This window comes from Micromonospora sp. RTGN7 (genome assembly GCF_033804645.1).
Lineage (GTDB): Bacteria > Actinomycetota > Actinomycetes > Mycobacteriales > Micromonosporaceae > Micromonospora.
Genome location: NZ_JAPZLF010000020.1, coordinates 1 through 12,157, shown reverse-complemented (window position 1 = coordinate 12,157; position 12,157 = coordinate 1). Strand labels below are relative to the sequence as shown.

Annotated in this window: 9 protein-coding genes; all 9 read left to right on the top strand. The window is 66.6% G+C overall.

Annotated elements, in window-relative coordinates; translation table 11 throughout:
* Positions 1 to 2 precede the first annotated feature (2 nt).
* Positions 3 to 2,699: an aldehyde dehydrogenase family protein gene (locus SNR22_RS23765; RefSeq protein ID WP_320068870.1), complete on the top strand. Its 2,697-nt coding sequence runs from the start codon at positions 3 to 5 to the stop codon at positions 2,697 to 2,699.
* Positions 2,696 to 4,432, top strand: a complete 1,737-nt coding sequence (locus SNR22_RS23760) for a thiamine pyrophosphate-binding protein (protein WP_320068869.1) — start codon at positions 2,696 to 2,698, stop codon at positions 4,430 to 4,432. Before SNR22_RS23765 ends, SNR22_RS23760 begins: the two co-directional genes overlap by 4 nt.
* A complete protein-coding gene (gene fabF / locus SNR22_RS23755; protein WP_320068868.1) occupies positions 4,429 to 5,682 on the top strand; it encodes a beta-ketoacyl-ACP synthase II in 1,254 nt (417 codons plus the stop codon). Before SNR22_RS23760 ends, fabF begins: the two co-directional genes overlap by 4 nt.
* Before the next feature lie 43 nt (positions 5,683 to 5,725).
* Positions 5,726 to 5,983, top strand: coding sequence for an acyl carrier protein (locus SNR22_RS23750; RefSeq protein ID WP_320068867.1), 258 nt, complete (start codon positions 5,726 to 5,728; stop codon positions 5,981 to 5,983).
* Positions 5,984 to 6,137: 154 nt separating this feature from the next.
* The gene (gene gntA, locus SNR22_RS23745) at positions 6,138 to 6,920 is read left to right on the top strand and encodes a guanitoxin biosynthesis heme-dependent pre-guanitoxin N-hydroxylase GntA (protein WP_320068866.1); all 783 of its coding nucleotides are present in this window, start codon (positions 6,138 to 6,140) and stop codon (positions 6,918 to 6,920) included.
* A complete protein-coding gene (locus SNR22_RS23740) occupies positions 6,917 to 7,861 on the top strand; it encodes an acyl-ACP desaturase (protein WP_320068865.1) in 945 nt (314 codons plus the stop codon). The genes gntA and SNR22_RS23740 overlap by 4 nt, the downstream gene beginning before the upstream one ends.
* Positions 7,862 to 7,865: 4 nt before the next feature.
* The gene (gene fabG, locus SNR22_RS23735; protein ID WP_320068864.1) at positions 7,866 to 8,570 is read left to right on the top strand and encodes a 3-oxoacyl-ACP reductase FabG; all 705 of its coding nucleotides are present in this window, start codon (positions 7,866 to 7,868) and stop codon (positions 8,568 to 8,570) included.
* A gap of 163 nt (positions 8,571 to 8,733) precedes the next feature.
* A complete protein-coding gene (locus tag SNR22_RS23730; protein WP_320068863.1) occupies positions 8,734 to 10,977 on the top strand; it encodes an MMPL family transporter in 2,244 nt (747 codons plus the stop codon).
* 304 nt (positions 10,978 to 11,281) lie between these two features.
* Positions 11,282 to 12,157, top strand: an 876-nt coding sequence (locus SNR22_RS23725) for a 2-oxoacid:acceptor oxidoreductase family protein (protein ID WP_320068862.1), incomplete at its 3' end; no start/stop codon positions are given.

Genomic DNA, 12,157 nt, shown 5'->3' with positions numbered 1-12,157 from the left:
TGTTGATCGGAGAACCAGTGGATTGGTCAACGAGCAAGGTACTGACTCCCACAACCATGCACACCTCAATCGAGGTGGAACAGATCGCACTCACTCTCGCCGGAAAGCTGCGCGCCCGTGGGGTCGCCGCCGGTGACCGCGTGATGCTCTGCGCGGACAACTCCGTCGACTACGTGGCCACGCTCCTGGCGCTGGTGCACATCGACGCTTCCGTCGTGCTCGTCGACCCTCGCGAGACGCTCGAGGAACGGGAGCGGATGCGGAAGATGGCGCGGGCTCGATGGACGATCGCCGACGACAGCAGCGGACCGGGCGTCGTGACCACGGCACAGATCCTCGCCGACCCCAGAGACTTCGACCGCGACGAGTATCTGAATTTCGCGAGCTGGTACGCGCGTTTCGATGCCCTGATCACCTGGTCCTCAGGGTCGACCGGCCAGTCGAAGGGGATCGTGCGATCCGGTCGAGGCTTCCTCAACGACCTGGAACGCACCCGGGAGAGGATGGGCTACCGGCCCGACGACGTCCTGTTGCCGTTGGTCCCGTTCTCCCACTTCTACGGCCTGACGCTGGTGGTGCTCTCCTGGACCGTCGGGTGCTGCCTGGCGATCGCCCCCCGCGAGCGGTTGGACCGGGCGATCCAGTTGGGCGGTACGGCCGGCGCTACGGTGGTGGACGGCGCGCCCTCGACCTACCACAGCCTGTTGAACCTCGTCGAGCGCCGTCCGGACCTCATGCAGAGCCTGAGCACCGTGCGGATGTTCTGCGTTGGCGGCGCGCCCCTGCCGGCCTCCCTGGCGGAGCGGTTCAAGCGGGTGTTCAACAAGCCGCTGCTGGACGGCTACGGCAGCAACGAGGCCGGCAACATCGCCATGGCCAACAGCGAGAACCCGGTGGCGTGCGGGCGTCCGCTCTCGGACGTCGAGGTGCTCATCCTCGGCGGCAACGGGCGTGAGGTCGCAAACGGCGAAGTCGGCGAGATCTTCGTGTCGTCACCGAGCCTCATGGAGGGCTACCTCGACGAGCATGGCACGGTCACACCCCTCGGGCCGGGCCCCTACGCCACCGCCGACCTGGGCTACCAGGCGGTGGACGGCAACCTCTGCGTCCTCGGCCGTAAGTTCGCGGTCTACCGGTTGGGCTACACGCTGTATCCCGAGGCCATCGAGCGCAAGGCCGAGGTGTGCGGACGGCCGGTGAAGATCGTCGCCGTCGACGACGAACGCAAGGGCTGCCAGTTGGTCTTTTTCGTAGAGGACCCGGCGGAGGGATCGGCCGCGCATTGGCGTAGCGCGATCTGCACCCTGCTGCCGTCGTACGAGCACCCGAACAAGGTCATCGTGGTGCCGCAGATGCCACTGAACCGCAACGGCAAGCCGGACACGAAGCAACTCCAACGGACCGCCGAGGAGGTCGTCTTCCGGTCTCGTGTCTGCCGTCCGAAGCCCGGGGAGGTGTCCGGGCCGGTGGTGCCCGAGACGGGAGCGCTTTCCGCCGAGGACCTGACGAAGGTGCCGTTCCCGGACCGGATCGCCCGGCTTCGGGCCGTGTCTGAGTTCATCAGCGCCAACAAGCAGGCGCTGATGAACGTCTGCACCGGAATCTCCAACCACCGATCCGTGGAAATGGAGATCGAAGCCTCGCTCCACGCGTTGGCCGGCGCCGTCGGCGAGGTCGTGAACAACAAGCCCCCTGCGGTGTCGCAGATGGCTATCTTCATGTCATCGAACGTGCTGTTGTACTCGTACACCCTCTACATGCTGATCCCGTCCCTGTTCGCCGAGAAGATCGTGGCGCGGGCGTCCAGCCAGGTGGCCAGCGAGACCCTGGCGCTGCACGAACTGCTCGCGCCGGTGCACGGCCTGCCCCTGAGCGTGACCACGGAGAGCCAGCGGGAATTCATGCAGGGCGCCGTGAACGACGCCAATGCCATCGTCTTCACGGGCAAGTATCAGAACGCGGAGGTCGTTCGCGCAGGCCTCCGCGATGACCAGGTCTTCATTCTCTTCGGGCAGGGCGCCAACCCGTTCATCGTGGGAGCAGACGCCGACCTCGACCTCGTGGTCGAGGACGCCATTCGAATCAGGATGCTCAACTCAGGCCAGGACTGCTTCGGCCCCGATGTCTTCTTCGTCCACAAGGCCGAGACGCCGCGGTTCGTCGAAGCCCTGGTCAAGCGGCTCTCGGTCGCCACCTTCGGCGACAACGACGACCCGGACGCGGACTACGGACCCATGTCGTACGCCTCTGCGGTCGCCGACGCGACGGAGTTCCTCTCACAGAACGGCCGTCACATCATCTACGGCGGTCAGGTCGACTTCCGGACCCGTCAGATCCAACCGACCGTTCTGCTGCGTGACTTCGACGACGACATCGCGATGACCGAGATCTTCTCGCCGATCTTCAACATCGTCAGCTATGACGACAGGCAGAAGCTCCGGGAGAGACTGCAGAGCCCCTACTTCCAGGACCGCGCGATGGGTGCCATGGTGTACGGGCACATGCCGGAACTGGTCGATCAGCTCTCGAAGCGACACATGGTGGCCGTCAATCAGACGCTGCTGGAGATCGACAACGGTAACGAGCCGTTCGGTGGGCGCGGCATGATGGCCAATTACGTCAGCCACCGCAAGCGACGCAAGGCCATCCCGCTGCTGATTTCCGATATCCTCGCCACCGAGCTGGGAGAACGTCCATGAGCGATACCGTCAGCTATCCGAATGCCTGGTACGCGTTGGTTGACTATCTCCGGGCCATTGGCGTGGACACGGTCTTCGGCCTGCCTGCGGACGATCTCGTCGTGCTGCGGGCGATCGAGGCCACGCCGATCAGGATGGTCCTCTGCCGGGACCAGCGCAACGCGGCGTTCATGGCGACGGGCCACGCGCTGCGGTCGGGTGGCCCAGCCGTCTGTGTCATCGGCAAGGGACCGGCTACGACCAACGTGGCGACCGGTCTGCTCGAGGCGAACCGCTCCGGCGCTCCGCTGGTGGTGCTGGCGGCCGGCACGGCGAGCCAGGTCCGTGGCTCGGGCGCCTTTCAGGAGCTGGATCAGATCGCGGTCCTCTCGCCGCTGGTGAAGTGGGCGCACCGGGTCGACCACCCGTCGCGGGTGATTCCCGCCCTCGAACGGGCGTTCTTCCTCTCCACCAACGGCGCTCCGGGGCCGGTCTACGTCGAACTGCCGGACCACCTGCTGACCGAGGAGGTCGTCCGGACCCGGGATTGGCGACTTCCCCATCCGGTCCGGTCCGGTCCGGACCCGGCTGTGCTCGCAGAGTCGTTGCTGGCACTGCGTGGCGCCAGCCGCCGGGTTCTGCTCGTCGGCGGCGGTATGCGTCGACGTAACGGCGACCACGCGATCGAGCGGCTGGCGGAGCTGCTCGGCGCCGCCGTCTTCGCCACCGCCTCTGGCCGGGGCGTCGTCGACGAGACCAACGAGATGTTCTGCGGGCTGGCCGGTCTCTACTCGCCACAGGAGGCGGAGCCACTGTGGGAGCAGGCGGATCTCGTCGTCTCGTTGGGTAGCCGGCTCGAGGAGACCGCCACCTTCGGGAAGGGCTTCGCCAACCCGGCCACCCCGGTCCTCCAGGTCAACGTCGAGCCCGGGGACGTCTCCACGGACTGGGGCGGGCCGGTGGTCCTCGCCGATGGCGCAGCAGTCGTCCAGTCCTGGGTCTCCGCCCTGGCCGGCGAGCCCGACCAGCCGAACCGGGAGTGGGTGGAGCGGGTGCACGCCTGTCACACCGACTCGGCCCGGCGGATCGAGCACGAGCGTGAGCAGATGGCCGCCAAGCCGGAGATCCACATCGCGGAGCTCCTGGCGGCACTCGACACGGTCCTGCCCGAGCGGCGGATCCTGGTCCAGGAGAACGGCCTGCAGGACATGTGGTCGTACTTCTACCCGTTCTGGCGTTGCGGGTCCGAGGCGGACTCGATCGTCCCGTCCGAGCAGACCAGCCTCGGCTTCGGGGCGTCCGCTGCGGCAGGCGTACGGCTGGCCGCCCCGGACACGCCGGTGGTCGCCTTCATCGGCGACGGCGCGTTCGGGATGCTCGGCAACGACCTCGGCGTACTCGTCGAGGAGGGCATCGGAGTTCTCTATGTTGTGCTGCGCAACGGCGGGTACGGCTGGTTGCAGGCCCAGCTGAACAAGGCGGGTGGCAGCGGCTCCCGGTTCAGCTTCGTCTCGGCGGACGGCACTGCGGACACCTGCCACGCGACGCAGCCCGGTGTGCACCACGTTGTCCTCATGGACAAGGACAGGCTCCACCAAGACCTGGAACTGGCGTTGGAGGCCACCGTCAAGGGCCAGGTCGCAGTGGTCGAGGTGCCGGTCCGCCTTTCGGACATCCCCGCCGCTCTCGCGGAGCTGGATGGCGATTTCCCGGTCCGACCCGATGAAAATTCGAAAGAAGTGGTAACGCCATGACAAGCCAAGCTGGGCCGCCTCGGAAGCGAGTGGTCATCACAGGGCAGGGAGCGGTGACCCCGATCGGCCTGAACGTCGACGACTTCTGGGAGTCGTTGACGCAGGGCCGCAGCGGGGTCGACCGAATCACCCAGTTCGACGCCGGCGACCTGCCGGTGCAGATCGCCGGTGAGGTCAGAGGATTCGATCCGTCCGACTACATGCCCCGGACGGTAAGTCGGCGCATCGACAGGTTCGCCCAGTTCGCGGTCGCCGCGGCGTTGCAGGCTGTGGAGAACTCCAAGCTCGTTCTTCACAGCAGCGACAACCCCCGGGTCGGGGTACTCGTCGGCTCCGGGTACGGTCCCACGAACCTGATCCAGAACTGCGCCCTTCAGTTCCGTGAGAAGGGCATCCGGGGTATCGCTCCGTGGGTCTCGGCCGCCTCGGCGATCGACAGCGCGGCGGGTGAGGTCGCACTGCGGCTGCGGGCGACCGGCCCGAGCGGCGCGGTCAGCACCGCCTGCGCCTCCGGTACGACCGCCATCGGCCAGGCGATGCGGATGATCCAGCAGGGCCAGGTCGATGTGTTCGTCGCCGGCGGTTCGGACGATTCCGTCACCCCGGTCGACGTCGCCTCGGGTGCGTCGACCCGTGCCCTCTCGCGGCGCAACGACGATCCGCAGCGTGCGAGCCGGCCGTTTGACCGGGCTCGGGACGGGTTCGTGATGGCCGGCGGCGCCGGGATCGTGGTGCTCGAATCCCTCGATCACGCCGTCGCCCGCGGTGCGCAGATCCTCGCCGAGGTCGCCGGCTACGGGGAGACCAGCGACGCCCACCACCCGACCGCCCCACACCCGGAGGGACTGGGCGCGCAGCGGGCCATGCGGATGGCCCTGCAGGATGCCGGCGTCGCCCCCCACGAGATCGACTACATCAACGCCCACGGTACGAGCACCCAGCTCAACGACCGGACCGAGTCGGCCGCAATCCGACAGGTCTTCGGGGAGCAGGCGCTACGCATCCCGATCAGCTCGACCAAATCCATGACCGGGCACATGATCGGAGCGGCGGGTTCGGTGGAACTCATCGCCACGGTAAAGGCGATCCACCAAGGCCTCGTGCCGCCGACCATCAACTGCGAGGACCCCGAGGACGCGGAGCTCAACTACGTCCCGAATGCCGCCCAGCAGCACCAAGTGTCGATTGCTATGAGCAACTCGTTCGGGTTTGCCGGGCACAACGCCGTACTCGTCGTACGGGCCTTCTAGACCGCACTATCCCCCGAGTAACTAGGAACACTGGAGAGAACAGATGAACACTGATCAGATTCGCGCGGAGCTGGCCGGCATCTTCGAAGAGGTGGCTGGGGTTCCCGACAACGACGTGCAGCTCGACAAGAGCCTGCGCGAGGACCTCGACGTCGACTCGTTGTCGATGGTGGAGATCATGGTTGTGGTGGAGGAGAAGTTCGGGGTGAGCCTGCCGGACGAGTTGGCGGCTGAGCTGCGCACCGTCGGCGACCTCGTCAGCTACATCCAGCAGCACGCTCCGGCGGCCAGCGCCAGCTGACCCGGCACCTCCGCGATCGTCGGCGGGCTTCAGTACTCGGTGGGCGGCGGGGAGACCGGCGCCCACCGAGTCCTGAAGCCCACACCAATCGATACACGCCCTAGGGCAGGCCATCATGGATACACCACGAACAAATCCGTACACAGGTCCCCTCGTGCACCGTTCCTACCACGCCTACCAGCAGGATCACCTGGTGAAGCTCCGCCCGACGGAGGGGCCACCGGACGCGCTCGCTGCGATGGTGCACACCTCGTTCCGGGCCATGACGCTGAGCGACACCTACCCGTGTGTGGTCGCCCGGTCCGCGATGCGCCGCGGTGACTACCGATTCGGCTGTTACGCGAAGTTCGGCACCCCGGACGCCACTGTCTCGCTCGCCGCGGACCTCTGGGACTTCATCAACGAGTTTCCCGTGGTGCCGGATCGCTTCGCGTCGTTCGTCGCCAGCTTCGACGGACCGGCCACGTCGACCGAGGAAGAGTTCGAGGTGCAGCTCTGGGAACAGTTGCAGCTGTTGCACGACGCGGACGTACAGCACAGCGAATGGGACCCCACGGTATCCACGGACCCCCAGAAGTTCGGCTTCTCGTTCAGTTTCGGCGGCCGGGCCTTCTTCATCGTGGGCATGCACGCGGCAGCCTCACGGTTCTCCCGTCGTACCGCGTGGCCCACCCTCATCTTCAACTCCCACGAACAGTTCAGCCTGCTGCGTCTCGACGGGCGCATGGATCGGATGAAGGACACGGTCCGCAAGCGGGACCGGCGGCTGCAGGGGTCGGAGAACCCGAGCCTCGCCCAGTTCGACGAGCGCTGGCCGGAGACGGTCATGTACTCGGGCCGACTCGTCGAGGACGACTGGAAATGCCCGTTGCACATCCATCAGACGAGCGACGCCGGAGACCAGCGGGTTCCGGCCGGTACGGAAGGCGGCCAATGAAGCTCCCTGTCGATGTAGATTGTCAAGTCAGGGTGCTGCGTGAGCTGGAGCCGGTGGTCGCTGAGAACCTCAATCGGCACCTTTCGGTCGCCCGGGACTGGAACCCGCACGACTACGTGCCCTGGAGCGAGGGCCGCAACTTCGGCTTCCTCGGGGGGGACGACTGGGAACCGGATCAGTCCCGGCTCGAGCCGGCGGTCCGGGCGTCGATGGTGGTGAACCTGCTGACCGAGGACAACCTGCCGTCGTACCACCGGGACATCGCGACCACCTTCGGCCGGGACGGTGCCTGGGGTGAGTGGGTCAACCGATGGACCGCGGAGGAGGCACGGCACGGCGCCGCGCTGCGTGATTACCTCGTAGTCACCCGGGCCGTCGACCCGGTCGACCTGGAGCGGCGACGGCTGCGCCACATGTCGGTCGGCACCCTGAACGAGCCCGAGGGCGTGCTGGAGAACCTGGCATACACCGCATTCCAGGAATTGGCGACGCGGCTCGCGCACCGGAACACGGGGGCTGCCACCGGCTGCCCGATCGGCGATCAACTGCTGGCCCGCATCGCGGCGGACGAGAATCTACATTTGATCTTCTACCGCAACACGGCCGGTGCGGCGCTCGACATCGCGCCGGACGACACGCTGATCGCGATCCGTAACGCCGTCCTCAACTTCGAGATGCCCGGCGCGAGCCAGCCCGACTTCCACCGGTTCTCGGTGCTTATTGCCAACCATGGCATCTACGACCTGCGGCTGCACCACGACAAGGTGGTCATGCCCATCCTGCGACACTGGAAGATCTTCGAGCGCAACGACCTGACCGCCCGGGGCGAGCAGGTGCGCGAGGAACTCGCGGACTTCCTCGGCAAGCTCGACGAGCGGGCCAGCCGCTTCGTCGAGCGGCGCGCGCAGCGTCAGGCGCGGGCCACCGCGCTGGCCGGTTAGCACGATGGCCCGATCTGTACTGGTGACCGGCGGCAACCGGGGAATCGGTCTGGCGATCGCCCGCGAGCTGGCCGCGACGGGAGACTCCGTCGCGGCTACGTATCGCAAGGAGCCGCCAACCGGCGACCTGCTGGCGGTTCCCTGCGATGTGACCGACATCCATTCGGTCGACCGGGCATTCAGCCAGGTCGAAGCGGTGCAGGGGCCGGTCGAGGTGCTGGTCGCCAACGCCGGTATCACCCGGGACACGCTGCTGGCGACGATGACCGAGGAGACGTTCACCGAGGTCCTGGACACGAACCTCACCGGGGTCTACCGGGTGGTGAAGCGGGCCGTACGAGGCATGATCCGGCGCCGGTACGGCAGGATCGTCATTATTTCCTCGGTGGTAGGGGCGCAGGGCGCGAGAGGGCAGGCAAACTACGCGGCGGCCAAGGCCGGGCTGGTCGGGTTCGCTCGATCGGTCGCCCGCGAGGTCGGCTCCCGGGGCATCACGGTCAATGTGGTCGCCCCGGGATTCGTGAAAACCGAGATGACAGCGGGGCTGCCGGCCGCGGCCCAGGAGGATACCCTGCGCATGATCCCGCTGGGGCGCTTCGCCGAGCCGGCCGACGTCGCGCGGGTCGTGCGCTTCCTGGCCAGCAACGAGGCTGCCTACATGACAGGTGCTGTGGTGCCTGTCGATGGTGGACTGGGGATGGGCCCCTGACCCGATGACTGCGAGACTGCTGCCAACCCGCCTCGGCGCGGACCGGCGGCAGTAGAAGGCTACGGGTACACCTTCGGTCCGTATCGCCCGAATCGGTGCGATCCTGGTGCCCACCAAGAAGATCCACTGACCAGCTACACAGCTATTGAATGGAGTCGTTGCGGTGTCCATCGCCTCAGGCGAGCGTGCCGAAATTATAAGTCAGCCGACCGGTCCGCCGGTACCGCCGCCGAAGCGTGGCATCGCGCTGCGCTGGCCGCGACTGACCCTGATCCTGGCCCTCCTGTTCATCCTCGCAGGCGCGGCACTGTCCGGTGGCATCACCGACGCTCTCAAGAACGGCGGCTTCGACGATCCAAAGTCGGACTCGGTGGCGGCGACGAAACTGCTGGACCAGAAATTCCCGGCGAGCCAGCCGAACCTGGTGATCCTCAGCCGCGCCAAGAGTGGCGGGATCGACGGGGCTGCCGCCCGCGCCGACGGCGAGAAGTTGCTCGCCGCGCTGAAGGCCGAGTCCGGCGTCCAGATCGTCGCGTCGTATTTCTCCCAGCCCAACCCGGCGTTGAAGTCCACCGACGGGAACTACGGCGGAACGTTCCTGCGTATCGCCGGCGACGACGACGCGGTGGCTGACGTCACCAAGCGCCTGCACGACAAGGTTGCCGGTGACCGGGACGGGACCGCCGTCACCTTCGGCGGGATCGCTCAGATCAACAACGACATGAACGCTCAGCTCGAACAGGACTTCGCGCTGACCGAGGTCATCGCCTTGCCGCTGACGTTCCTCCTGCTGTTCTTCGTCTTCCGAGGCTTCATCGCAGCCCTGCTGCCGCTTGTCATCGGTATCTTCTCGATCTTCGGTTCGCTGGCGTTCCTCACGGTGCTCGGCCAGGTGACCTCGATCTCGGTGTTCGCACTGAATCTGGTCACCGCGTTGGGTCTGGGTCTGGCGATTGATTACAGCCTGCTCATCGTGGCCAGATACCGGGAGGAGCGTGAGCGCGGCCTGGTCGGCGTTGCTGCGGTCACCGCGACGATGCGGACGGCCGGCCGCACCGTGGCGTTCAGCGCCGTGATCGTCGCAGCGGTACTGCTGACGATGCTGGTGTTCGACCAGTTCTTCCTGCGTTCGTTCGCCTACGCGGGCTTGGCTGTGGTGGCCATCACGGCGCTCGGTGCGCTGGTGCCGTTGCCGGCGGCGCTGCTGCTGCTCGGCGACCGGATCGACAAGTGGTCGCTGCGGCGCCGCAACCCGGAGAAGGAGCCCGCGAACCGGCTGTGGGGCCGGATTGCCGGCATCTCGATGCGGTTCCCCGCGGTCTTCGGTATCGCCGGCGTGGCCCTCTTCGTGCTGATGGCGCTGCCGATGGGGCACCTCCAGGTCAACATCCCGGACGAGCGGGTCCTGCCCAAGACGACCGAGTCGCGGGTCGTCGTGGAGACACTGCGGGCGCAGTTCCCCGAGGCAGCCCGGCAGATCAACACGCTGCCGATGGTGGCGCCGAACTGGCCAGGCTCAGGTGAGGCCGAGATCGGGCAGTACGCTGCGGCGTTGTCCCGGCTGGACGGCGTGACGATGGTCAACACCGGGGTAGGCCAGTACGTCGACGGTGCCGTCGCGGCGCCGGCGGTTCCCGAACTGGCCGCCACCTTCCGATCCGGGGAGAGCGTCTACATCGAAGTTCTCAATGATGTCGTCGCGTACTCGCCCGCTGGTCGGGATCTGGTCGAGAACGTCCGTGCCGTGCCTGTCCCCGGTGGCCAGACCGTCTACGTGGGCGGACTCGCCGCCCAACTGGACGACGTCGCGAGCTCGATAGGCTCGCGACTGCCCTGGGCGATCGGCCTGGTCGTGCTACTGACCTTCGTGCTGCTCACCCTGGCCACCGGCAGCCTGATCATGCCGCTCAAGGCGATCTTGCTAAACGTGCTCGGTCTGGGTGCGATGCTGGGCGCGATGGTGTGGATCTTCCAGGACGGCAACCTCGCCGACCTGCTCGGCTTCACGCCGTCGCCGCTGGCGGTGGCCATGCCCATCCTGCTGATATGTGTCGCGTACGCCCTCTCGATGGACTACGAGATGTTCCTGATCTCGCGGGTCAAGGAGGTGTACGAGGAGACCGGGGATCCGGTGCGGGCCGTACGGGAGGGCCTCGGTAAGAGTGGTTCCATCGTGAGTGCGGCGGCCATCATTCTGGCGGTGACCTTCTTCGCGACGGCACTGTCCGGGGTGGCGGTGGCCAAGCTGTTCGGTGTCGGTGCCGGTCTGGCCGTCATCCTCGACGCCACCGTTATCCGGGGTCTGCTCGTGCCGGCGTTCCTCAAGTTGGTGGGCCACGGCGCCTTCTGGGCTCCGGGCTGGGTCAAGAAGATCAACCGCAGGTTCGCCAGCAGCATCGGCCACTGAGCGGGCCGCGTCGTCGGCGGGGCCTGTCCGGCAACACTCCGGACAGGCCCGAGCCGTCGCGCGGTCCGCTGGGCCGAAAGGCAGGCGATGCCCATACGCCGCAGGTCGGCGAGGGCGCTCGGGTCCGTGGGAACAGGCCCCACCAATCCCTTACCCAGGCGTCGGCAGGTCAGCGGCGCACGTACCGTCGAAATGGTCCGTTCTGAATTCCGGGGTGACAGGGTCACATGGCAGATCAAGCAGGATGTCGCGTGGGCTCACGCGGGAGGTCGTCGTGATTCCACAAGTCGAGCAGAGTGCAGGCGTGACCAAGCAGATTCGTCAACTTGACCGGGTGGTGATCCGGTTCGCCGGGGATTCCGGTGATGGTATGCAGCTGACCGGTGATCGGTTTACCTCCGAGACGGCCCAGTTGGGTAACGATATTTCTACGTTGCCGAACTTCCCGGCGGAGATTCGTGCTCCTGCGGGCACGCTGCCGGGTGTGTCGAGTTTTCAGGTGCACTTCGCTGACTACGACATCCTGACTCCCGGTGATGCGCCGAATGTGTTGGTGGCGATGAATCCGGCGGCGTTGAAGGCCAACCTGGCTGATCTGCCGCGTGGGGCGGATATCATCGTGAACACCGATGAGTTCACCAGGCGTAACCTGGCGAAGGTGGGTTATCAGTCCAGTCCGTTGGACGATGACTCCCTCGCCGGTTATGTGGTGCATCCGGTGGCGTTGACGTCGATGACGGTCCGGGCCCTCGCGGAGCTGGCGGTGGCGAAGAAGGACGCCGAGCGGGCCAAGAACATGTTCGCCCTCGGTCTGCTGTCCTGGATGTATTCCCGGCCGTACGCCTCGACGCTGCGTTTCCTGGAGCGTAAGTTCGTCAAGCGTCCTGAGTTGGTCGCGGCGAACATCGCGGCTTTCAAGGCCGGCTGGAACTTCGGCGAGACGACCGAGTCGTTCTCGGTGCGGTATGAGGTGAAGCCGGCGAAGATGCCGCCGGGCACGTACCGCAACATCACCGGCAACGCGGCGCTGTCCCTCGGTCTGGTGGCCGCGGGCGTGCGTTCCGGCCTGCCGGTGTTCCTCGGGGCCTACCCGATCACCCCGGCGTCGGACATCCTGCACGAGCTGAGTAAACACAAGCGGTTCGGTGTGGTCACCATGCAGGCCGAGGACGAGATCGCC

What these genes read in the sequence shown, in the direction of transcription:
- SNR22_RS23760 (WP_320068869.1), top strand. Translation starts at nt 2,696, where the DNA reads ATGAGCGATACCGTCAGCTATCCGAATGCCTGGTACGCGTTGGTTGAC.
- fabF (WP_320068868.1), top strand. Translation starts at nt 4,429, where the DNA reads ATGACAAGCCAAGCTGGGCCGCCTCGGAAGCGAGTGGTCATCACAGGG.
- SNR22_RS23750 (WP_320068867.1), top strand. Translation starts at nt 5,726, where the DNA reads ATGAACACTGATCAGATTCGCGCGGAGCTGGCCGGCATCTTCGAAGAG.
- SNR22_RS23740 (WP_320068865.1), top strand. Translation starts at nt 6,917, where the DNA reads ATGAAGCTCCCTGTCGATGTAGATTGTCAAGTCAGGGTGCTGCGTGAG.
- fabG (WP_320068864.1), top strand. Translation starts at nt 7,866, where the DNA reads ATGGCCCGATCTGTACTGGTGACCGGCGGCAACCGGGGAATCGGTCTG.